21 protein-coding genes are annotated in these 22,967 nt (G+C 56.9%); 10 read left to right on the top strand and 11 right to left on the bottom strand.

Features of this window, described 5'->3' with window-relative positions; all coding sequences use genetic code 11:
* Window positions 1-5 precede the first annotated feature (5 nt).
* The 5 genes from yidC (at window position 6) to VA599_RS16710 (ending at window position 6,655) form a co-directional block, all read left to right on the top strand.
* Complete coding sequence (gene yidC / locus VA599_RS16690) at window positions 6-1,643, top strand: membrane protein insertase YidC (RefSeq protein ID WP_021477549.1); 1,638 nt, start codon at window positions 6-8, stop codon at window positions 1,641-1,643.
* 211 nt (window positions 1,644-1,854) lie between these two features.
* Window positions 1,855-3,207 (top strand): tRNA uridine-5-carboxymethylaminomethyl(34) synthesis GTPase MnmE, encoded by a 1,353-nt coding sequence (gene mnmE, locus VA599_RS16695; protein ID WP_021477550.1) that lies wholly within the window; start codon window positions 1,855-1,857, stop codon window positions 3,205-3,207.
* A gap of 280 nt (window positions 3,208-3,487) precedes the next feature.
* Complete coding sequence (locus tag VA599_RS16700; protein ID WP_346789606.1) at window positions 3,488-4,684, top strand: tyrosine-type recombinase/integrase; 1,197 nt, start codon at window positions 3,488-3,490, stop codon at window positions 4,682-4,684.
* Window positions 4,685-4,797: 113 nt separating this feature from the next.
* A complete protein-coding gene (locus VA599_RS16705; RefSeq protein ID WP_346789608.1) occupies window positions 4,798-5,463 on the top strand; it encodes a hypothetical protein in 666 nt (221 codons plus the stop codon).
* On the top strand, window positions 5,447-6,655 hold the full coding sequence (locus tag VA599_RS16710; protein WP_346789610.1) for an XRE family transcriptional regulator: 1,209 nt from the start codon (window positions 5,447-5,449) through the stop codon (window positions 6,653-6,655). Before VA599_RS16705 ends, VA599_RS16710 begins: the two co-directional genes overlap by 17 nt.
* Window positions 6,656-6,745: 90 nt before the next feature.
* On the opposite strand, the gene VA599_RS16715 is transcribed toward VA599_RS16710, so the two are convergent.
* The 5 genes from VA599_RS16715 to VA599_RS16735 all read right to left on the bottom strand — a co-directional run bounded on the left by VA599_RS16715 (window position 6,746) and on the right by VA599_RS16735 (window position 10,018).
* Window positions 6,746-7,243: a DUF3768 domain-containing protein gene (locus tag VA599_RS16715; protein ID WP_346789612.1), complete on the bottom strand. Its 498-nt coding sequence runs from the start codon at window positions 7,241-7,243 to the stop codon at window positions 6,746-6,748.
* Window positions 7,244-7,337: 94 nt separating this feature from the next.
* Window positions 7,338-7,607: a putative periplasmic lipoprotein gene (locus VA599_RS16720; RefSeq protein ID WP_047238968.1), complete on the bottom strand. Its 270-nt coding sequence runs from the start codon at window positions 7,605-7,607 to the stop codon at window positions 7,338-7,340.
* Window positions 7,608-7,669: 62 nt separating this feature from the next.
* The gene (locus tag VA599_RS16725; protein WP_346789614.1) at window positions 7,670-8,119 is read right to left on the bottom strand and encodes a hypothetical protein; all 450 of its coding nucleotides are present in this window, start codon (window positions 8,117-8,119) and stop codon (window positions 7,670-7,672) included.
* Between the two features lie 54 nt (window positions 8,120-8,173).
* Complete coding sequence (locus VA599_RS16730; protein ID WP_346789616.1) at window positions 8,174-9,811, bottom strand: hypothetical protein; 1,638 nt, start codon at window positions 9,809-9,811, stop codon at window positions 8,174-8,176.
* Between the two features lie 6 nt (window positions 9,812-9,817).
* Window positions 9,818-10,018 (bottom strand): hypothetical protein, encoded by a 201-nt coding sequence (locus VA599_RS16735; protein ID WP_346789618.1) that lies wholly within the window; start codon window positions 10,016-10,018, stop codon window positions 9,818-9,820.
* Between the two features lie 198 nt (window positions 10,019-10,216).
* Between VA599_RS16735 and VA599_RS16740 the strand changes: the two genes are divergently transcribed.
* Window positions 10,217-10,522: a helix-turn-helix domain-containing protein gene (locus VA599_RS16740; RefSeq protein ID WP_210563788.1), complete on the top strand. Its 306-nt coding sequence runs from the start codon at window positions 10,217-10,219 to the stop codon at window positions 10,520-10,522.
* Here the strand turns inward: VA599_RS16740 and VA599_RS16745 are convergent.
* The 6 genes from VA599_RS16745 to VA599_RS16770 all read right to left on the bottom strand — a co-directional run bounded on the left by VA599_RS16745 (window position 10,511) and on the right by VA599_RS16770 (window position 14,847).
* Window positions 10,511-11,416, bottom strand: a complete 906-nt coding sequence (locus tag VA599_RS16745) for a recombination directionality factor (protein WP_346789620.1) — start codon at window positions 11,414-11,416, stop codon at window positions 10,511-10,513. The genes VA599_RS16740 and VA599_RS16745 overlap by 12 nt on opposite strands.
* Window positions 11,413-12,396, bottom strand: a complete 984-nt coding sequence (locus VA599_RS16750; RefSeq protein WP_346789622.1) for a YqaJ viral recombinase family nuclease — start codon at window positions 12,394-12,396, stop codon at window positions 11,413-11,415. Before VA599_RS16750 ends, VA599_RS16745 begins: the two co-directional genes overlap by 4 nt.
* An 88-nt stretch (window positions 12,397-12,484) precedes the next feature.
* Window positions 12,485-12,715 carry a hypothetical protein gene (locus tag VA599_RS16755; RefSeq protein ID WP_346789624.1) on the bottom strand — a complete coding sequence of 77 codons (231 nt, stop codon included), beginning with the start codon at window positions 12,713-12,715 and terminating at the stop codon, window positions 12,485-12,487.
* A 10-nt stretch (window positions 12,716-12,725) separates the two neighbouring features.
* Entirely contained in the window at window positions 12,726-13,019 is a 294-nt protein-coding gene (locus VA599_RS16760) for a DUF5983 family protein (protein ID WP_346789626.1), read from the bottom strand.
* 9 nt (window positions 13,020-13,028) lie between these two features.
* A complete protein-coding gene (locus VA599_RS16765; protein WP_346789628.1) occupies window positions 13,029-13,979 on the bottom strand; it encodes a DUF932 domain-containing protein in 951 nt (316 codons plus the stop codon).
* A 166-nt stretch (window positions 13,980-14,145) separates the two neighbouring features.
* Window positions 14,146-14,847 (bottom strand): hypothetical protein, encoded by a 702-nt coding sequence (locus VA599_RS16770; RefSeq protein ID WP_346789630.1) that lies wholly within the window; start codon window positions 14,845-14,847, stop codon window positions 14,146-14,148.
* Between the two features lie 122 nt (window positions 14,848-14,969).
* Between VA599_RS16770 and VA599_RS24195 the strand changes: the two genes are divergently transcribed.
* The 4 genes from VA599_RS24195 to VA599_RS16790 are packed head-to-tail and all read left to right on the top strand — an operon-like array spanning window position 14,970 to window position 22,846.
* Window positions 14,970-15,320 carry a helix-turn-helix transcriptional regulator gene (locus tag VA599_RS24195; protein WP_230677647.1) on the top strand — a complete coding sequence of 117 codons (351 nt, stop codon included), beginning with the start codon at window positions 14,970-14,972 and terminating at the stop codon, window positions 15,318-15,320.
* Window positions 15,317-18,232 carry an ATP-dependent helicase gene (locus tag VA599_RS16780; RefSeq protein WP_346789632.1) on the top strand — a complete coding sequence of 972 codons (2,916 nt, stop codon included), beginning with the start codon at window positions 15,317-15,319 and terminating at the stop codon, window positions 18,230-18,232. The genes VA599_RS24195 and VA599_RS16780 overlap by 4 nt, the downstream gene beginning before the upstream one ends.
* Complete coding sequence (locus tag VA599_RS16785) at window positions 18,232-20,172, top strand: site-specific DNA-methyltransferase (RefSeq protein ID WP_346789634.1); 1,941 nt, start codon at window positions 18,232-18,234, stop codon at window positions 20,170-20,172. Before VA599_RS16780 ends, VA599_RS16785 begins: the two co-directional genes overlap by 1 nt.
* Window positions 20,162-22,846 (top strand): TnsA endonuclease N-terminal domain-containing protein, encoded by a 2,685-nt coding sequence (locus VA599_RS16790; protein ID WP_346789636.1) that lies wholly within the window; start codon window positions 20,162-20,164, stop codon window positions 22,844-22,846. The genes VA599_RS16785 and VA599_RS16790 overlap by 11 nt, the downstream gene beginning before the upstream one ends.
* Window positions 22,847-22,967 lie beyond the last annotated feature (121 nt).

The raw sequence follows: 22,967 nt of genomic DNA on the forward strand, positions 1-22,967 counted from the left end.
AGAAGATGGACTCCAAGCGACTGATAATCTTTGTTCTACTGTCCGTGGGCATCTTGTTTGGGTGGAATGAATATTTCATGCCCAAGCACACCCCGCAGCAGCAAGCGGCCAAGACCCAGGCCACGACCGGCGCCGCCAATAATGTGGCGCAGCCGGCCGATGCCAACAAGCTGACCCGTGGTCAGCGCATCCACGTCAAGACCGATCTGGTCGAGGCAGAGATCGATACCGTGGGCGGCGACCTGCGCTCGCTGAAGCTTCTGAAGCACGGCGCGGCCGAAGACCACAACCAGCCGTTCCAGCTGTTCGAGGACGACGCCAAGCGCACCTACGTGGCGCAGACCGGCCTGGTGGCGGCAAGCAACCCGGCTCTGCCGACCCATAAAACCGTATTCACCGCCGACAAGCCCAGCTACGAGCTGACCGGCGACAAGCTGGAAGTGAAGCTGACCGCTCCGGACGCCAACGGCGTCAAGGTGAGCAAGGTTTACACCTTCAGCAAGAACAGCTACGAAATCGGCGTCCGTTACGACATCGTGAACGGCGGCGCGGCGCCGCTGGCCCCCACCGCCTACTATCGCCTGCTGCGCGACAGCCAGGCGCCGGAAGGCGAAGGCCGCATGGCCCACACCTACACCGGCCCGGCCGTGTACACCTCGGAGCACAAGTTCCAGAAGGTGAGCTTCGACGATCTGGCCAAGGGCAAGGGCGACTACGCCAAGACCACCACCGATGGTTGGGTGGCGATGGTGCAGCACTACTTCATGTCCGCCTGGATCCTGAAGCCGCTGGACGGCGCCTCGGTGTGCAAGGACGAGCGCTCCTGCCGCTTCGAGCTGAAGGAAACCGCCGGCCTGAACTCCGCCGCCGCGCTGGTGGACTACGCCACCGTCGCGCCGGGCAAGAGCCTGAGCGTGTCCGTGCCGCTGTTCGCCGGCCCGGAAGAGTACAGCATCATCTCCAAGCTGGCCGACGGCATGGAATACGCCAAGGACTTCGGCATCTTCTACATCTTCGCCTCGCCGCTGTTCTGGCTGCTGGTGAAGCTGCACGCGCTGGTGAGCAACTGGGGCTGGGCGATCGTGCTGCTGACGCTGACCGTGAAGGCGGTGTTCTACCCGCTGACCGCCGCGTCCTACCGCTCGATGGCCAAGATGAAGGCCCTGGCGCCGCGCCTGGAGCGCCTGAAGGCGCAGCACGGCGACGACCGCATGAAGTTTCAGCAGGCGGTGATGGAGATGTATAAGACCGAGAAGGTCAATCCGCTGGGCGGCTGCCTGCCCATGCTGATCCAGATCCCGGTGTTCATCGGCCTGTATTGGGCGCTGCTGGCCTCCGTGGAACTGCGCGGCGCGCCGTGGATCCTGTGGTACACCGATCTGGCCCGTCCGGACCCGTACTACATCCTGCCGGTGATCATGGCCGCGACCATGTTCCTGCAGACCTTCCTGAACCCGCCGCCGGCCGATCCGATGCAGGCGAAGATGATGAAGATCATGCCGCTGGCCTTCTCCGCGCTGTTCTTCTTCTTCCCGGCCGGCCTGGTGCTGTACTACGTGGTCAACAACGTGCTGTCGATGACCCAGCAGTGGTTCATCAACAAGCAGATCGAAAAGAGCAACAAGGCCGCGCTGCAATCCTGAGCGCCCCGTCCGAATTGCTGATCGAACCCGGCCACTGGCCGGGTTTTTTGCTGGATAATCTGGGAAAGATCTCAAAACAATTTGCCACGAACCCCACGAAAGAACACGAACGCGCGCCGCCGCTGAGGCGGCGCGGGGACAGCTTCCCGCCTGCGATCATTCTTTCGTGTCCTTTCGTGGATTTCGTGGCTAAAAAATCCAAGGAATGCCGATGAACCTCAGCTACACCCCTGCCACTATCTGCGCCGTCGCCACCGCTCCGGGACGCGGCGGCGTCGGCGTGATCCGCGTGTCCGGCAAGGACCTGCTGCCCTTCGCGCAGGCCATCTCCGGCGGCAAGACGCCCAAGCCGCGCTACGCGACCTACACCGACTTCTTCGACGGCCACGGCCAGGCGCTGGACAACGGCCTGCTGCTGTTCTTCCCCGGTCCCAACAGTTTCACCGGCGAGGACGTGATCGAGCTGCAGGGCCACGGCGGGCCGGTGGTGCTGAAGATGTTGCTGTCGCGCTGCGTGGAACTGGGCGCGCGGCTGGCCGAGCCGGGCGAGTTCACCAAGCGAGCCTTCCTCAACGACAAGCTGGACCTGGCCCAGGCCGAAAGCGTGGCCGACCTGATCGACGCCAGCAGCGAAACGGCGGCCAAGAGCGCGCTCAAATCGCTGAAAGGCGCGTTCTCGCGCGAAGTGCACGGCCTGGTGGACGAGCTGATCAACCTGCGCATGCTGGTGGAGGCGACGCTGGACTTCCCGGAAGAAGAAATCGATTTCCTGAAGCAGGCCGACGCCATCGGCCGCCTGCGCAGGCTGCGCGCGCACCTGGTGGGCGTGCAGGCCACCGCCAAGCAGGGCGCAATCCTGCGCGAGGGCATGCACGTGGTGCTGGTGGGCCAGCCCAATGTCGGCAAGTCCAGCCTGATGAACGCGCTGGCCGGCGACGACATCGCCATCGTCACCGATATCGCCGGCACCACCCGCGACACGGTGCGCGAGGAAATCGTTATCGACGGCGTGCCGGTGCACATCATCGACACCGCCGGCCTGCGCGATACCGACGACGTGGTGGAGAAAATAGGCATCGAGCGCACCTGGCAGGCGGTGGAGCGCGCCGACCTCGCCTTGCTGCTGGTGGACAGCCGCGAAGGCCTGACCGCCGAAGTGCAGACAATTTTGGAGCGGCTGCCGCCGGCGCTGCCCAGAGTGCAGGTCTTCAACAAGGTGGACCTGTCCGGCGAGGCCGCCGGCCTGACCGTGCAGGATGGCCACCCGCTGGTGCGCCTGTCCGCCCGCACGCTGGACGGCGTGGACGTCCTCAAGGCCAAGTTGCTGGAAATGATAGGCTACAGCGGCGCCGACGAAGGCGTGTTCCTGGCCCGCCAGCGCCACCTGGATGCCATCGCCCGCGCCGCCGACCACCTGGAACTGGCCGAAGCCGACTGGGAGCAGGTGGAAATCTTCGCCGAGGAGCTGCGGATGGCGCAGAACGCGCTGTCCGAGATCACAGGCGAATTCAGCGCTGACGATCTGTTGGGCGTGATCTTCTCGCGCTTCTGCATCGGAAAATAGGGTTATGTCCGAAGTGGTTCAGAGATGACCTGCCGTAGCTTTATTTTTCTTTTGTTTGTTGGATGTTAAGTGCGTGTGTGTCCGATGTGTTCCATGGACATCCAGCTTTTTTGGGTACACAATACGGTACACATATTTCTGATCTGATTTTTTTGTGTACCTATATGCCTTCTGTTATGGCTATTGATGCTCAAAAAGAGTCTTGGTCGAGATGTGTACGGTTGCGAAACTGTCTGCGACACCCAATCGAGCGAGAACTATGCCACGCCAAGCCACACCATTGACCGATACCAAAATTAAGGCACTCAAGCCTAAGACCAATCGTTATCGCATCAGTGATACGGGAGGCCTGCTGCTGGAGGTGATGATCAGTGGGGCCAAGATATGGCGTTATCGATACCAATTGCACGGTGTGCGTCAGCCGACTTTGACGATAGGTAGTTACCCTGAGATCAGCTTGGCGCAGGCGCGTAAGCAGCGCGATGAGTGGGCTTCTCTGGTGGCTATGGGGGAGTCACCCAAGCGCGCGGTGCAGGCAGCCAGGACTGAAAAGTTGAATACAGTGAGGGCGTTTGCTGAGGCGTGGCAGGCTGATCAGCTGCCGGGAAAGTCTGAGAGCTATACCCGGACCATCAAGCGCATTATGAGCAAGGATGTATACCCCGTCCTTGGAGGAACACCTCTGGGTGAGGTAAAGCCAGCCGATGTATTGGAGCTATGCGAGCGCATCAAATCGCGCGGCTCCCCAAAGATGGCCTTGTTGACTCGAAATGTACTTAAGCGGATGTATGATTTTGCAGTTGCCAAACAGATGGCCGAAAACAATCCAGCTGCTGCACTAGTTGCACGTTTCATTGCAACCGAGGAGAGCCGCACTAGGGTGCTGACTCCAAAGGAAATTGGTGAAGTACTTCGTGGTATCTATGGTTCGGATATTCGTCAAGCCTTGAAGTTGGCCCTGCATCTGCTGGTTATCACTATGGTGCGTAAATCAGAGTTAACTGAGGCCCGATGGGATGAGTTCGATCTGGATGCAGGAATTTGGGATATTCCCGCCGAACGAATGAAGAAGGACCAGCCGCACCGAGTGTACCTATCTCGACAAGCAGTGGAAATGTTAAATGAGCTACGTGCTTACGCGGGACATTCAGCCTATCTGTTCCCAAGCCCGCGAGGCATTGAAGACAAGCCAATATCCAAAAGCACACTTAACCAGGCTGTACGCGCACTGTCGCTGGATGTTCAGCATTTTGTGCTGCATGATTTCCGACGGACGGCATCTACCCACTTGCATGAGATGGGACACCCCTCTGACGCCATTGAGAAAGCCTTGGCACACAAGATCAATGGCATCAAGGGAGTGTACAACCGCGCGCAGTATGCCGACCAGCGCAAGATGATCTTGCAAGCTTGGGCTGACTTTGTTCAAGTACAGGTTGATGGGGGGCGGGTTACACCACTTTTTCGCTCAGCTTGATGTCTGGTGGCGTGTGGCAATCATGCCTATGAAGCGATGATCCTACGAAAAATCTCGCAACACGAAATTTTTTGTAGTAAAATTCACGCTACTGGAAAATAGTGGAGTTGCGAATGGCTGAGCTGTCCACCGTAGGCAAAAAAGAACTTGAGAAACTTGTTGTTCAACACATCCCCCGAGATGCACTCATGGCTTGCGAAGATGCTTACTTCAGCGGAGACCTGAAGGGGCGCTTGCATTCAGCTCGCTTTGTCATGGGGCACAGACCATCTGCAGCTGGGCAGAACAAACATTTTTTTATCAACGAATCTTTTTATGAGGCACTTCAGGCCCAAGGTGCCAATCCAATGCCACTTCGAGGTACTCAGTTGGTCATCGGACGGCTTGGTATTTTTAATATTACACGCCTAAATGTTCCAGACCATAAGTGGGTTAATTTGCGACGTAGTACCAAACGGAAGAGCTTAGCCGAACTAAACATCAATATTGAGATGGGTTACGTTCAAAGTGATTTATTCGCGACTCCACGTACAGTGGCTGAAGGTACCATTTTTATTCTAGGTGTAATGGATGGCATTGATGAGAGTGGAATATCTCAATTGACGCAAGTTATGATTGCATTGCCAGCACCTGATATGAAGTCATGGCTTTACATCAGTAAGCTTGAGGAATTTCTTAAGCTTTATGATCAAGCTGATCCAATAATTCAACCGGATAAAGCTGTGCCAAAACTTAAGGCTCAGCCGAAGAAGCAAGCTGACGATGACCAAGGGTATTAAAGACCTCCAACCTGCAAGGCTGGAGCAAGCACTTTCAGCTCGCGGCCTTACTAAAGGACAACTTGCAAGTTTGGTGGGGGTTGCTGCATCTACTGTTACAAAGTGGTGCAAAGGAGACCAGTTTCCTGAAGCAGAAGCTTTTGATCGGTTGGCATTAGTACTTAATGTGCAAGCAGAGTGGCTTGCTCGTCCCATGTTACCGCCTGTGACGCCGCCATTGTACAGAAGTAATGCCAATGCTTTGAAATCGGCCCGAGCTAAGCTGGAGGCTCATACAGAGTGGGCTCAAGAAATCGCTCTTCTACTGAGTAATTATGTAGACTACCCTAAATTAAATATTCCCAAGCGTAGCTTCATAGATCCTGAGCAGATCAGTTCTGCAGATATTGAAGCTGCTGCTGAGGAATGTAGGGCTTTATGGCAACTAGGGAAGGGTCCGATTCAAAATCTTGTTTTGGCGGCAGAGGGAGCTGGGGTTCTTGTTATTCGTCAAGAAACTGAAATCTCTGTTATAGAAGGATTGTCTGCATGGAGTCAGCCTTTAGGCTGTCCAATTATTCTACTTGCGGCTGATAAAGCCAATGGATTTCGCAGCCGCTTTGATCTCGCCCATGAGATTGGCCATCTTGTTCTGCACAAGCACATACCCAAAACAGATGACAAGGAACGTTACAATCTAATGGAGAAACAAGCGCATCGATTTGCAGGTGCGCTACTGCTTCCAGCAGAAACTTTTGCAAACGAAGTCCGCATTCCTTCTAATCTAGATAATTTACTAATTTTGAAGCAACGCTGGGGGGTATCGGTGGCTGCCATGATGATGCGTTTGCATGCTCTTGGCCTGCTAAGCGATGATGAGAGGCTTTTGCTATTCAAACGTCGCTCTGCTCGTTGGGGTTCTAAAGCTGAGCCTGGCGATGATCAATGGGAACCCGAATTACCGCGTTTGTTACGTCGTACAATAGAGCTACTTATTAATGAAGGTGTTCTATCTGTTGATAATATACCTCGTTATCTAGGCATCTCTCCTAGAGATGTAGAGAAATTGTGCCATCTGCGTGAAAATTATTTCGACTCGCCGGTAGCGGTTATTGAGCTAGCGGCCTTGCGAGCGGAAAAATATCAGAGTCAACTTTCTCGCCTATCTGGGGATAAAGCTCCAGTTGTACCGCTTCAAAGATTAAAAAAATAATTTTCAACATTCATTTCTTAGTTTTCCTTTCTATTTTGCATAGATGCCCTCCTCGATTTGTCAAGGAGGGCATTTTCTTCTGCAGCTTAGTTAGTACTCTTCCATCAGCATCAGCATAATTATCCGCCGGGTCGCCTCGGCATCCCACGGCGTGTCACTGCCCTGTTCGGAGTCCGGCGCGTAGTAGTCGATCTTCCAGAACACGGCGACGCCGTCGATCTCGACCTGGCCGAAGTCATGCTCCAGATAAGGATCGTTGTCTGCGCTGAAGTCTTTCATCTGGCGGATTGCCTCAATGAATCGTTCAGCCTGTTCCAGGCTGGCGAAGCCTTGGGTGCAGCAGACCTGGCCCAGGCGGGATGAGGGGAATGGCAAGCTGTGCCGCAGTTGGTCATTCAGCTCGGCGGTCTTGAGCTGGTTCAGCAGCCAGGCGCCGGTTTGCGGCAACCGGTTGACCTGCAGCAGGATGGCATCCGGCGCCGGCAGGTGTTGATTGTGCAGTAGCGACTGCAGCCAGTTGCGGATACCCGCCGCGTCCTGAAACGGGCAGACCAGGCCATCCAGGGTGTGAATGCGGTGATTCATCATCGTGTCCTCGTAAAAAAGCCCCTGTCCGGCAAGGCCAGACCAGGGGCAAGGGGTAGATAAGGCGTAAGCGTTCAGCTGATTCGGTAGCGGTCCATCAAGGCCGGCATTGCTGAAGGCCGGCGAGCATGGTTTCCCTGAAGCCGGCGGGGATGGCACCCGTCAGCCTCATCTCGGTTTCCAGTGCGACGTATTGGTCCTGCGTATGGCGGCTTTCGTAGACCTTGAGCATGCAGCTGCAGTAGGACTTGGTCGCGCCCCGTCCCATGCAGCCGTTGACGAAGCGTTCTTGCACATCGCTGTCGTAGCCGGATGAGCAGCCGGCCAGCAGCGTGAGCAGCACAAAGATCAGGTAAGGAGTTTTCATCGGTTGTCGGGGATCGGATGAGTAAGGCAGGCGAAGGCAAAAGGCCCGCGCCAGCCGTGGCGTTACCAGGTGACGCAGCTATAGGTTTTGCTCTTGCTGGACGGCAATGTCTTGGCCGCCCCGGTCAAAGGCAACGGTATGACTTTTCCATCTACTGTCTTGGCCACCAGGGTCTTGGCTTTGCGGATCCCGTCCCACGCCAGGCGGAAGTTGTCGCCGCCGGCATTCGAGCCGGCATCGCTTGGCGCCAGCGGCGCCTTGCCGTCTATGATCAGCACGAAGTCCTGATTGCTGCCGTAGCCGTATTCCTTGCCGCCCACCGTCAACGTCATGATGGCCGGCGTCTGGCCATCATTGTTGCAGGCGATGTAGAGCTGATTGCCCTTGGCGTCCCTGACCATGTATTCCGATACGCCTTGTCCCCAGCCACGGCTCCAGCGGCCGGTTTCGCCAAAGGCTAGCGCCTGCTGGCTGATCAATGCCGCCAAGGCGGCAAGTAATAGCGGTTTCATTCTGACTCCTGATATTGAAGATTGATCGCCCCGTTTTCGGGGCGATGTATGCCGTCAGCTCCAGCCGAGTACGGCCTTCAGCGCGGTGAAGAACTGGTCGAAGGTGGACGACGAGAAGGCGATGCCGCCGCGGTCGATGCTGGCCGGCTCCACCAGCGCCAGCTGCAGATGGCCGGCGCGCAGCGCGATGGCGATCTGATTACCCGCCTGGATGTCATCCAGTTGATTCAGCTGGGCCGCCTTGGCATCGTTCAGCGCGATGCTCAGCACCAGCACATTGGCGTTGCGCGCCAACCGGCTCCAGCGGACCTGGCTGGTCAACACCTGACCATTGCCATCGCGGATGGCGGCGGTGCCGTCGGCGTTCAGCCGCAGCAGATTGCCGTTAGCGCTGATCGGAATGTCGAGGCCGAACACCTGATCGACGGCGCGGTATGACTGGGTCGGATCGCCAATCACATTGCAGGGCTGATTGTTGTGGGTGGAGGGATTGCAGTCGGAGATGCTGACCTGATCCAGATTGCGACGAATGAAGGTGGCGTAGCCGGTGCTGCCGACGGCAAAGTTGCCATGGATCTGGCCCTGCAGCGTGCTATCCAGCAGTCCCTTCATCACCGCGGCAATCGGTTTGCCATCCAGCTTGGCCGCGCGAAGCTCCAAGCGAGCGCTGATGCCCGTCAGCGGATGGGTGGCCGTGATGGCATTACCGTCCACCTGCTGCAACGTCCAGGCGGGTTCCGGGTTCTGGTTGCTGAGGAAGTCGGTCCAACTGCCATCGGCCTTCAGGTCGTACTCGCCGGCGTTGGGCGAGAACTCCCCCCAGACCATGGCCTGCCATTGCGGACTGACGTACTTCTGCTGTTGGTTCTGGTAACCGGCATTGCTCAAAGTGTCGAGCTCGCGAACTGCCACCGGCTGGGCGCTGCTGCCATTCAGCAGACCGTACCAGCTGTAGGTGCCGGCCTTGAGGATGGCAGCCGCATCGACGTTGCGGCTGTATACCGGCTGGCTGGCTTGCGCCGTCACGTCGGCTGGCGTGACCTGATCGACGTTGCCCTTCTCCGTGATGGCGTTCAATACCGCCCGCACGGTGTCCGGATCGGTTTTGCCATTGGCGGCGAAAGTGGTGATCTTGTCCACCACCTTGCTGGCCAGCGCCGAGGTCGCGCGGTCCTGACCAGCGATGTAATCGGCGTTCAAATTGACTGAGCCACCCACCAGTGTCGCCACGTTCTGCTGCGCCGCCGCGCGGCTGAGACCGGCCTCCATCTGTGCCGCAACCAGCGACGTCAGCGGCGTGACGTGCTGATTGGCGGTATCGCTGAGAATGGTGCTGAGGGTGAAACTGGCCGGGAAGGTGTAACCAGGACGGGACAGATCCTTGGTCGAAGGCGTGACCACCACCAACAGCTTCTTGCCGGTAACGGTGCCGCTGACCGGCAGGCTGTAGCTGCCATCCGCCTGGGTCGTGGTGCTGGGCTCGCCTGGATCACAGACACCGTTGTCGTTCAGATCCAGGCAGACCGTCGCGCCGACCAGATAGCCGTCGATGGCCTTGCCGGAGACCTGCTGCGTCGGCGTGGGCGTCGTGCTCAACGAGTTGCCGTCGCCACCGCCTCCTCCGCAGGCGGTCAGCAGCAGCGCGCTGCCGGTAACGGCCAGCAGGCTGGGTAAAACTGATTGGTTTTTCATCTGCCATTACTCCTTATTCATCATCCGAGTTGGGAAGGGAGGCTGAGGCAGCTGACCTACCAGGCTCATCACCATGACCAGGGCCAGGCAAATCCGCCCGAACCGGCCGAATCGTCCTGAATAGAGGGCGTGGTAGAGCAGGTAAGCCGCTGCGATCAGCAAGGGATGGATGGAGCTGACGGGATGTTTGGGCATGTACTTCTGCATGAAGAACTCCTGTTGGTCGTAAAACGAATACGCAATCGCCCCTCTGATTTCGTCCTGTGCTCCATGACATCGCCGTCTTTTCATGCGTGCAAACACACATCCAGGCTCTTTCCTTAAGAAAACTACGAAAATCGTAGTATGCCTGAAGAAATTTGACAACGATTCTCGTAGTCCTCTTGCATCAATGAGGACTAGAAGATGGCTGGCCACAACGAAATCTGGGGAATGCGCCTGAAGGAAGCGCGGTTGAAGGCGGGGTTGTCTCAGAAGCAGTTAGGGATTCAGGCCGGGCTGGATCCTTCTGTCGCCAGCACTCGCATCAATCGTTACGAGTTGGGCATCCATAAAGCCGATTATCAGATCGCCCAGCATCTGGCGGCAGTTCTGGGCGTACCGACTGCCTACTTTTATGCCGAGGATGATGAACTCGCGAAGTGGATTCTGGCGTTTACCCAACTGCACGAAGAACAGCGGGCAAACGTGCATGCATGGCTAGCGGACTAGCTCTGTTCCATTAACTTTGCCCAGTTGCCGCGTCAGTCGCGCCGGTCGGATCGGCGTAGCGGGCGCCTGTAACTCCCCTTCCGGGGTCGTCTCCGGATAGAACTCTTCCAGTAACTGCGGCACGTCTTCTTCCGTCTCTTCGAACTGGCCGTTCTGCAGCAGCCGCTTGGCCATCGCTTCCATCTGCGCGGTATCGACGCCTGCCGACTCGGCCTGTTCCGCTTCGGCGTGCGCCTGGGTCACGGCCTCAATCAGGCTTTGGCCTTCGCGCAGCGTCAGATCGACGTAGTAGACCGGGGTGCGGTAAGACTGGGCGGTGCTCTTGGCGCGCAGCCGCAGCGTCAGCGGCAAGTAACGGGTGAGGCCGCCGCTGACGGCTTCGAAGTAATGCAGTCGCGCCGCCAGCGTGCGCACCGAGTTGTAGCCGGTGGTGCGGAAGATGAAGGTGCCCAGCTCATCTTGCTGGCCGTCTACTTGCACATTGAGCCGGCCATACAGCTTGCAGCCGGCGTCGCGGGCGAACGGGCAGCGATCCGGGCCGGCGCAGGTGGCTTCCTCCAGACCATCCGGGGTCACGCGACGCGCGGTTTCGCCGTTACCGACGCACAGCGGGCGCCCACTGGCGCGGTCGAAGGCGCTGTATTCGGCACGCAGATTCAACTCGCTGTTGTTGAATGGCAGCCGTACCGGAATGGCGCGGATCTTGCCGTTGTTGGCCTGCTCGGCCAGTGGTTGATGCAACGGGTGCAGTAGCCAGCCGTCTCGGTTCTGCACTTGGGTGGTGAGGGTGAAGCTGTCGTCCTTCTCCGGCAGCAACTTGTCGTGGCGTTGCACCAGCTTGCCGATGCTGATCCGTCCGATAACGGGCGGAGTGATGGCGAGTCCCTTGATCATGATGCGTTCCTTTCGGTTTGCAGCAGGAAACGGCGGCTGCCGGCCACCGTCTTACTGTATTGCTTCAACACCTCCGGCTGCTCCAGACCCAATCGTTCCAGGTCGGTCAGCGTGCGATCCTTGGTCCGCTTCCAGCTCACCCTGCCGCCGGCAAACACGGCAGTGCTGGCGCTGCCCATCACGTTCTGCAACTGCTGCTTGGCATAGGCCTCTTGCGCTTCGATGTCCTCACGGCGCAGTTTCAGCGCCAACAGGGTGTCGAACAGTGCGGTGCCTTCGCTCGATTCGGACAGATCCACCGTGGTGCCGCTGTCGCGCGGAAACAGCCATTGCAGCGCATCGCCGGCATCGTCCGAGCCATCCGGTTCCGGCTGCTCATCCCGCTCCACGCTTTGCCAAAAACGCGCTTCGCGTTCGATCAGGTCGGCGATCTTGTCTTCGTCGCGTTCGATCCGATAAATGCGGAAGTCCTGACCGCCGATCAGCACCGCCACATCGGCCCAGGCATGGCCGGTAACGGCCAGCTGATGCAGCACCTGGCATTGGTAGGCGATGGGTACACCTTCTTCCCACTGCGGGGCACTGTGGTAGCTGGCCGTCTTGATCTCGAGCGTGCCGACGCCGGCATCAACGCCGACGACTTCGCGGTCCAGGTTGGCCAGCATGAAGGGATGCTCGGCATGCTGCAGCACCGCGTTGACGCGACGCACTCTCCGTCCGGTGCGCTGGGCATAGACGCCGGCCAGCACCGGCTCCAGTATCGTCCCCCATAGCACGGGCTCCTTCTGCGCCAGGTCTTCTGGCGCCTTGCGGCCGGTCTTCTCCAGCCACAGCGACAGCGCGCACTTGTACGGCGACAGGCCGATGGCCGCCGCCGCGTCGGACGAGCCGATGCCCTGGCGGCGAATCGCCAGCCAGGCCTCGCGCGACAGCTTCAAGGTGGATGCCAGGCGCAGCGCCTGGCCGTAACGTTCACGCATGATGATCTCCAAAAACATAAGGCCCGATCTGGCGCAGGCCAGACCGGGCGGGAAGGAAAGGGAAACCGGTAAAACGGAAGAGAGGCGTTCAGCCCACCGGAATCAACTGCCGCAGATGGACTTCGCACGCCGCGCGGCTGGCAAAGCCCTTCAGCGGGAAATAGTCAGCCTCGTCGTCCGCGGCATCGTCCCAGTCCACGACCGTAACGGTGCATGCGGCATCCGAGGCGTAGACGGTGCTGACCATGCCGCCGGAGACGGTAATGATGATTTCCAGCGGCACGCCGGATGGGGCGGCATTCAGCGGTTTGTCTGTCATGGGGTTCTCCTCACCAGTCATAGGCCGGCAGCTCCGGCACCACATCGCCATCGGCATCCAGTCGCAGCCAGGTGGCGGCCGGGTAATGCGTTTGTACCCAGCGCATCAGTTGCTGAAGATCGGGATGCTGCGGAAACTGCTCGACGGGATCGCTATCGCTTTCGCCCAAGGCGATGAAATAGCCGTTGCCGTATTCGGCGAAGGTCATCTGCCCCCAGTCGCCGGCATGGTTCTGCAGCCAGACGTTGGTCTGCTCACGGATATGGGTGGTGGAAAGCACGGGAAGGGTCATGATCCAGTTCATGGTCCCCTCTCAAGCGACCAGCGCCCGTGCTTGCTCCAGCGCGCGCTGTTTCAGCTGTGCGCCCTGGCCGAACCAAGCGGAGTCCAGCCGATAGTCCTGATTGCGGGCGCGGCGGTGATGATCGACATACTCCGTCACCGCGTTGAGCAGCCCCCAGGCAGTGCCGCGGGCGCCGGTCAGCATCGATCCCATGCCCGCGCCGCTGTAGAGCGCGATCAACTGCTGGGTGGGCTTGGAGACCGGCAGACTGTCGTCTACCACTGTCTCTCCCATCACGTCCTGGAAGAACTGCTGCGCCTCTTGCGGCGACACTGTGCGCCGGCTCAATTGCTTCAGATTGCCGATGAAACAATCCCAAGACGACAGGCCGATGCCCAGCGCTTCCTTGACCGCCTTGGGATCGAACACGGTGGAGTGTGGCACCTTCACCGCACCACTGTTGTTGCCCACCGCCAGTTGCAGCGTGTTGTTGCACACCACCCGCACCGAGGTGAACTGTGCAGTGGTGGCCAGCGTGCCGTCGCAACTGGTGGCCAGCAGCAGATAAGCCTTCACCTGATCCCCACTGCGAATCTGGGTCTCCTGGCCGGTACGCGCCAGCGCCCACAGCTTGCGCCCGCCCTTCAATACGCCCGCGGTTTCCAGCTCGAAACCGCCGGCATGCACCAGATCGTTGTAGAAGCTCAGCACCTCATGCGGCTGCACCACCTTGTAGCGGTTGGACACCACCGACAACGGCGCAAAGGTGTCCGAGCGATACAGTACCTTGGCGTCGGCATGCGGCCGGATGTGCATGCCGCCCGGTGCCACATTGAACAGCACGTTGCTCTGCTCGATGGTCCAGTCCATCCCCGCCTCGCGCTGCCAGATGTCTACCGGCAGCCCCTCAGACAAACGATTGCCCAGCCCATGCCACGGTGTGGCGCCGACATAGGCCATGGTTTCCACTAGATGCGCCATTTCACTCTCCCCAAAATAGAAACCCCGACGCGTGGCCGGGGCGATGAATGGATGCGGGCAGTAGCCCGGTGGTAGCTCAGGGAGGTGATATGTGGGTGAAAATTTTTTTAATTATGAAAGTTTTAAAATCGGAAAAGCTCTGCCGCCATGCGCGAGGTGCGTAGGATCAATAGTCTTCCATCGACAAAGCGCCGCTGCGGATTTTGTTGCTAGCACAACATGGTTCGACAATGTAACGCACTTCTTTCAATTCAGGGATCAGCTGGATATCCTCAACAAAAACTAACTCATTCTCCAAGCTGATTTGAAGACCAAATGAACCGTATGTGTTCTGCTTCCACATGCCCTCAGATCGTAACTTCTTCATCTGCGAAGAATGTAGCCAGAAAGACTGAACTTCGACATGGTTAAAATCATGAATGGAAAGGACTCCTTCTCGCCGGAGGCTCCGACCATTCTCCGCTGCCTGATCTTCAAGATAGTTAACTATATCTCGGTCGACAGCCTTATTGGCGTCTGCGTCTTCGCGTTCAAAGCTCCTAGGATCGGCTCCTCCTTTCAACCCGTAAAGGATTACAAACACACAGTATCGGTCTTCGCCCGTACTCAGGTATTCAAGTTCCTCAAGGGACAAACAAGCATATGCTCCATTTGCATCAAGTAACACGCTCTTGACCTGTACTTCGGCATGAAGAGGAGCTTCCCCTCGAAAGCGAACTCGCGCGAGGTTCGTCACCATAAAATCTATGCCTACATCTGGTGAGACCTTTTGAGCCTCGTATCCATAGAGGTAGAACAAGCTGCAGATATGATGCTCCGCAAAGGAGCCTTGATAAAAACTTTCACAGTTATGGGAATTGATAGGCATTGGAGTCTCATCGGTTTGGCTAGTCTAAACATAGCGTGTAGAGAAGCAACGTTGCTTGGTCTGAAACAGACCCGCCGCTTACTCTACGGTCCAGCGCAATCGATAGCAAGAAATCAATTGGCATGATATCGCCGCAGATGTACCAGACCCCTGTAGGCATTCCTATCAATTCTACGATTGCCCAAGTTTGGCCAAACTTGTCATTTCATGACAAAATTGGTCATAGAATTCCCCTGTTGCAGAAGCAGAAAGGCGAGTCCATGAGCGAAAAACCGGACGAAATCCTTACAATTGATGAGGTTGCTGCTTACCTGAAGGCTAGCAAACGCACGGTTTATCGACTGGCCGCCAGCGGAAAAATCCCCGCGTTCAAACTAGGTGGTTCATGGCGCTTCCGTCGTGGTGAGTTGGGTCAATGGATCGCTAGCCGCATAGGTAAAGCGACGATGGATGACGATGAGGGGGCAGAATGACACCTAACCCTATCAGCTTCCAGTCTAAGGCCAACCCCCAACAGCAGGAAGCCATCCTAGCTACCGATGGGCCGGTTCTTATTATTGCGGGTCCAGGCTCTGGAAAGACTTTCACGTTGGTTGAGCGCATCGTCTATCTCATTACCGAGAAGGGAATAGCCCCCGAGTCACTGTTGGTCGTTACCTTCACAGACAAGGCCGCACGCGAGCTCACTACGCGTATTTCGAATCGTCTGACAGAAGTGGGCATCCAGTTCAATCTGAACGAGATGTACCTTGGCACCTTCCACTCCATCTGCCTGCGACTACTGGAGGATTACCAAGAGTTCACCCGGCTCAAGCGCAGCTTTACGTTGTTCGACCAGTTTGACCAGCAGTATTTCCTCTACCAGCGCATCAAGGCCTTTCGCGAGCTACCTGACGCTGAGCTGGTTATGGGCGATGATCAGACGGGCCGCTGGGCTCAGTCAGAGAACCTGCTCAAGTGGCTCAATAAGGTCAGTGAGGAGGCGCTTGATGCGTCCACATTGGCAGCGGCTCCTGAACCAGAAGTCCGCGCGTTGGCCGCCTGCTTCGCCAAGTACCAGGAGCTGCTGCACGAGCACAACTCTCTGGACTTCTCAGGCATCCAGTACGAGGCTTTGCAACTGCTGGAAAGGCGCCCAGAGGTGTTGGCACAACTACGCGAAAAGCTCACCCACCTGATGGTGGACGAGTACCAGGACACCAACACGATTCAGGAGCGAATCCTTTTGCTACTGGCTGGCGAGCGCCGCAATCTGTGCGTGGTCGGCGACGACGACCAGGGCTTGTACCGCTTTCGCGGGGCCACTATCCGCAACATTCTGGAGTTCCCGGCGCTTTTCGACGATGGTCAATGCAAACAGGTCAAACTCACCGTCAATTACCGTTCACACCCTGACATCATCCGCTTTTACAACGAGTGGATGAAAGAACAGGAATGGGACGACGGCACGCGCGTCTTTCGCTTCGCCAAGCAAATCGTCCCGCGTGAGGATGAGTTCCCCGACATGCCGACGGTTGTGCGGCTGGCCGCCAGTGACGACAAGGACGAAACCACCAACTGGCACGCGGAGGTGCTGGCTTTCCTCAATGGTTTGAAATCTTCGGGCCAGCTTGTGGACTGGAATCAGGTCGCCTTTCTGTTCCGCTCTGTCAAAAATGAAAAGGTCGTGGCACTGGCGCGCTTTCTGGAAGCACAGGGAGTGCCAGTGTTCTCTCCTCGCTCGAACATGTTCTTCGAGCGTGAGGAGATCCGCCTGATGATCGGCGCGCTGATTTTCCTATTCCCTCAGTTTCCCAAGATTCGGGCATGGGCCGAAGGCGTCACGCTGCCCATCTGGGACTACTACGATCACCTGTGCTTCAAGCCTTTCATCGATGAGCTCCGCAAGCCAGAAAACAAGCCACTGCTGGACTGGGCTCGTCCGTTGGCCAAGCGCCACGCAGTCCTGACTCAGAATACCGACTACTCCTTCTCCGGCCTGTTCTACGAACTGCTGCAATTCCCGCTGTTCTCGCGCTTCCTCACAGAGGAGGCCGTGCAAGGCGTGGACAAGGGGCGCGCCGCGCGCAACCTCGGCACGTTCTCCAAGCTGCTCACCAAGTTCGAATACCTGCACTTTGTTAGCGTGCTCAACCCCGAGTGGCTGGAAAAGAACCTGCGTGATCTGTTCAACCAGTTCATACGCTTCCTGGTTGATGGTGGCATTGGTGAGTACGAGGACGAGGCTGAGTATGCCCCCAAAGGTTGCATCTCCTTCCTGACCATCCACCAATCTAAGGGGCTAGAATTCCCCGTGGTGGTCTGTGGTTCTCTGGAGGCTGTGCCGCGCAAGCAATACGGTAAAATAGACGTGATGCTGGAAGATGGCGGCTACCTTTCCAAGGAGAGATTTGAACCGCTCGACCACATCAAGAACTTTGACTTCTGGCGGCTGTTCTACACCGCCTTTTCGCGGGCACAGAACCTGCTGGTGCTGGCTGCGCAGGAGAAGCAAGGCCGTGGCAGGTCGCCATCGAAGTATTTCGACCATCTGTTCTACCAGTTACCGAGCTGGCGTGATATTGATCTGTCAGCGCTGACCTACGAGGCTGTTAAGCAGATCAACCTCAAGCGCGAGTATTCGTTCACATCGCACATTACGGTATTTGAGAACTGCGCCGAGCAGTACCGCTTCTTCAAAGAGCTGGAGTTCGCGCCCATCCGTGAGAGCCCGATGCTCTTCGGTACCTTGGTACACCAGACCATAGAGGACATCCACAAGACCGTGTTGCGCGGCGAGGAAGCCTCGATTTCCTTCGATGCTATCAAAGGCTGGTTCTCGACCAACTATGCGATGCTCTCCAAGAAGGAACGTGTCTACCTGGCACCCTCCTCACAGCAGGCTGCGCTGCGGCACGTGCTGCGCTACTACGAGAGGGAGAATGGGAACTGGGATCGCATCAAGGAGGCCGAGGTCGAGATCTCGCTCATCAAGGAGCAGTTCATCCTCAAGGGCAGCGTCGACCTGATCAGGGGGGAGTATGACACGGTTGAGATCATCGACTTCAAGTCGGAGAAGAAGCCCGACATGGAGAAGGATCGGGATCGCCTGCGTCAGTACCAACACCAGTTGGAGGTGTATGCCCACCTCGTCGAGGAGCGCACCGGCCAGAAGGTCAGCCGGATGCACCTCTACTACACCGGTGAAGACGGCGGAAACCCCTACGTGTCGTTCACCAAAGACGACCGCGCCATCGGCAAGACCATTGCGCGCTTCGATGACATCGTGGCGCGCATCGAGCGGCAGGACTACGAGATCACAGCACGCCCGGCCAAGCTGTGCCAGAGCTGTGACATGCGCGCCTACTGCGACAACAAGAATTGGAAATTCAGGAAGAACGACTAATGAGCAAAAAAACCTCCGCGCAGGAAAGCCTGCAACTGGCCACGCCCAATGGCGGCACCACCAACGTCGAGAAATACGAGTTCGAGCCGATCAAGGGCTACCCGATGCTCAACTGGCGCGGCAAGCGCCCGTTCACCTCGACACAGTATTACCCGGCGCAATTGAAGGAAGTCCACGGCGAGGAGGTGGATGGCTGGCGCAACAAGATTTTCTGGGGCGATAACCTTCAGGTGATGAGCCACCTGCTGAAGGAGTTCAGGGGGAAGGTTGATCTGATCTATATCGATCCACCTTTTGACTCGAAAGCGGATTACAAGAAGACGATTCAATTACGAGGGCAGAAAGCAGAGGGTGGCATGTCCGCTTTCGAAGAGAAGCAATATTCCGATATTTGGACTAACGATGAGTACCTGCAATTCATGTACGAACGGTTAGTACTTCTTCGTGAACTGATTTCCGAGACTGGCGCCCTCTATCTGCATTGTGATTGGCACAATGGCCATTATCTGAAGCTGCTTTGCGATGAAGTGTTCGGAAGAGAGGGGTTTAAGTCTGAGCTTATATGGAAGCGGACGACGGGCCATGCTGATGCACAGCACTATGGCTCCGTGCATGACACCATTTTCTTCTATACCAAGAGCGATAAGCACATCCTTAGCACGGTCTATCAGTCCTATGACCCAGAGTACGTTGAACAGTATTACAGGTACAAAGATGAGAACGGCCGTGTTTTTATGTCGGCCGATCTGACAGGGGCTGGTAGCGGTCCGGCTCGACTGTTTGGTGATAAGGGGCTTATTGAGCCTCCAGCGGGGCGCCACTGGATGTACGACCAGGCAGGAATTGATAAAGCACTCGCGGAAGATCGAATCTATTGGACACGAAATGGAGTCCCTCGGCTGAAGAAATTCCTTGATGACTCTCCTGGAATGCCGGCGGCAGATATTTGGGATGACATTCAGCCCATTCGTTCGTGGCATGTAGAGCGTAGTGACTACCCAACTCAAAAACCTGAAGGACTCTTGGAACGGATCATTTCCGCCTCCTCGCCAAAAGGTGGGCTTGTATTTGATTGCTTTATGGGCTCTGGAACAACGCAAGCTGCTGCTATGAAACTCGGCCGCCGCTTCATTGGTGCAGATATTAACCTTGGTGCAATTCAGACGACCACCAAGCGCCTGATTGGCGTTGCGGATGGCCTGAGCCAGAAAGCCCTTGATGGCGAGACCAGATACTTCACCGGCTTCGAACTACACAACGTCAACAACTACGACATCTTCCGAAATCCGATTCAAGCAAAAGAACTACTGGTCGAGGCGCTGGAAGTGCAGAAGTTGGAATTCAGCACCGTGTTCGACGGCGAGAAGGACGGGCGCATGGTCAAGATCATGCCTGTCAATCGCATTGCCACGCGCGCCGACCTGAACGAGCTGATCGCAGGCTTCGACTACAAGGCCTGGGAGCGCAAGCAGAACGAAAGCCCGAACCGCCCTGTCGAGAAGATCACTCTCGTCTGCATGGGGCACGAGCCGGACTTGGCCGCGCAACTGGAACTGGCCGCCAAGCCATTCAAGATCGACGTCGAGGTGGTGGACATCCTGCGCGACAAGGCCGATCTGGAGTTCAAGCGCGACTCGCAGGCCAAGGTCGGCGTCAAGAACGGCGAGTTGATCATCGAGAAGTTCTACCCGATGAACCTGCTGCAAAAGCTCTCGCTGCAGAAGGAGTCAGTTGAGGACTGGAAGGAGCTGGTCGAGTCGGTGTTAATCGACTGGAACTACGACGGCGCGGTGCTGCAACCGGCGGTGTTGGACATCCCGGGCAAGAACGAGCAGGTCAAGGGCGGGTACAAAGTGCCCCAGGATGCGGGCACGATCCGCGTGAAGATCACCGACCTGCTGTCCGAGTCTTGGGAAGGGAGCGTGAGCAATGGCGACTAAACGCGCAGCCAAGGCGGTGAGCGCGTCGCTCGACTTTGCCTTCTTCCAGTTTCTCTGGCAGTTCTATCTGGCCAACCGGGGCACGATCCGCACACACTACAAGGAACTGACGCGCAAGTTCCTCGACTTCAACAACCCGGACAAGAACCCTAAGGCCTTCCTGCGCCAGCCGCAATTCGAGGCGCTGGAAACCTATGTCTTTCTCAAGGAGTTTCTCGGCAACGCCAAGGTAGAGGAAATCTTTAAGCAGTGGTTCGAAAAGCAGGGCCGCTTCGCTGGCCGTACTGAGGGTGGAGTTGTGTCAGGCAAAGCAGGCCAAGTGGGCTTGTTCGACGCAGTTACGCAGGATCAGTACAAGGCGGTTTTTGCGGCGATGCGCAAGAACTCGCGAGCCTACCCGAACTACATTTTCGCGCTGACGATGGGCACAGGCAAAACCATCCTGATGGCGACTTGCATCTTCTACGAGTTCTTACTGGGCAACAAATTCGAGAAGGATGAACGGTACTGCCACAATGCTCTCGTATTCGCTCCTGACAAGACGGTGCTGCAGTCACTGAAGGAAATCGAGTCCTTCGATCTTACCCGTGTCGTGCCACCAGAATACGTCAACTTCTTGACCACGCATCTTCGTTTCCACTACCTCGAAGACGCAGGAACATCACTAGATACACTGGATCGCTCACGCTTCAACATCATCGTCTCGAACACGCAGAAGATCATCCTCAAGCGCCAGCACAAGGAAAAAACATCGGTCGATAGGCTGTTCGGCGCGACTGGAGAGACCGTTGCAGCTTCGGGTGTCTATGCCGATGCAGCCGATCTCTACGGCTTCGACCAGCCGGAAGATGAAGGCCAGCTGACCACCAATCAGCGGTTTGAGAAGCTGCGCCGCCTGGAACAGTTGGGCATCTACGTGGATGAGGCCCATCACGCCTTTGGCAAGGCGCTGGCGAAGGACATGGGTGTTGGTGCCAAGGAAACCGACACCAGTTTGCGTACCACCATCGACATTTTAGCAGCCAGTTTGAATGCCGCAGGCACGCGAGTAGTGGCATGCTACAACTACACCGGTACGCCCTATGTCGGGCGCGAAGTATTGCCGGAAGTGGTTTACGCATACGGCTTGAAGGAAGCCATCGACAGGGGCTTCCTCAAGAAAGTGACGCTGCACGGATATTCAAACACGCGTACCGACGAGTTTGTGGATATCGCCATTGAGAACTTCCTGAAGGAGTCAGGTAATCTGCGCCCAGAGGGACTCCTACCCAAGTTAGCATTCTTTGCAGCTACCATTGAAGAGTTGACTGGCGAGCTGCGACCTGCAGTAGAGCGTGCCCTGCTCAAGCATGGGATACCCACCTCGCGTATCCTGGTCAACGTGGGTGACAGCAAGCTCACGACCAATGACGACATCCGTGAGTTCAATCGTCTCGACACAGAAGGGTCGGATAAACAGTTCATCCTGCTAGTTAACAAAGGCCGGGAAGGCTGGAACTGTCGTTCGCTATTCGGTGTTGGCCTGTTTCGCGAACCCAAATCCAAGGTGTTCGTTCTGCAAGCCACCATGCGCTGTCTGCGCGCCATCGGGCAGGCTCAGCACACTGGCCACGTATTTCTTTCGGATGGCAACCTCAACACGCTGAACGATGAGCTACAGCAGAACTTCCGCATCAGCGCGGATGAGCTGCAAAAAACCGCCAAGGACAAGGAGCGCGTAGAAGTGCGTGTGGTGGAGCCACCGGTCAAAATCAAGCTGGTTCGGGTACGTAAGCAGTATCAGATGCGCGAAAAACAGTTTGTGACCGGACAAGAGCTGATACCTGAACGGACAGATACGCAGAAGTGGGGCGAACTGGTCGAAAAATACCGCCTGATTGAAACGCAGCAGGATGGTCTCACCGCCGCCGATGCGGCGCGTGCTTCAGGCAGTCGCACCTTCGACCTGACCTCGCGCCGGGAAAAGCGAACATTCTCACAGCTATCTCTGGTGGCCGAGGTATCCCGCTATCTCAACCGAAGCCCGTTGGAGATTGAAGAGCTATTGGACGCAACGAAGGAAGGCTCCGACAAGCTAGTGGCTATCACCAACGAGTTCAACGAGCTTTTGTACGACGAGATCATCCCTCGCCTGTTCGGCCAGCTCTACGACCTCGACGAGTCGCAGCATACCGAGGAGCACGAAGTCGATCTGATAAAGTTGCCCCCGAACGGCTACTACGAAGTGTCTGCGGCGAAGGACAAAATCGTCCGCATGAATGATGCGCAAATCGAGGACGAGGAGCGCGCCAAAAGCTTCCACCTCGACACCTACTGCTTCGACTCCGGCTCGGAGAACTGGCTTTTCTGGGATTTGCTGCGTGAGCAACGAGTGAAGAAGATATATTTCACCGGAATGCTGACCCACGGCCAGTCCGATTTCTTTATCCAGTACATCGACCCGGACTCACGCACCGTGCGCAGCTACTACCCTGACTTCATCTTCCAACGCGAAGAGCAGGACGGTAGCCTGAAGTATGTGATCGTCGAGGTAAAGGCTGACAACCAGATCGAAGACGCTGTGGTGCAAGCTAAAAAAGATTTTGCTCAGCAAATTGCGGTGGCTAGCGGGATGGAATACCGAATCCTCAAATCATCAGACGCTGATAAGAGGCATTTCCGAATGCTACTGTAACAAAGGGCGGGGCCGGAAACGGCCCTAGTTTGGTGCATGGTGCGGCCCCAAGGTCATTGCAGAACCTGTACCTTAGTGTAAGTCCGTCAACTTTCTGATCAGACTAGCTTGTTGTTAAGCT

Origin of the sequence: Chromobacterium indicum, assembly GCF_039708975.1 — a bacterium.
GTDB lineage: Bacteria > Pseudomonadota > Gammaproteobacteria > Burkholderiales > Chromobacteriaceae > Chromobacterium > Chromobacterium piscinae.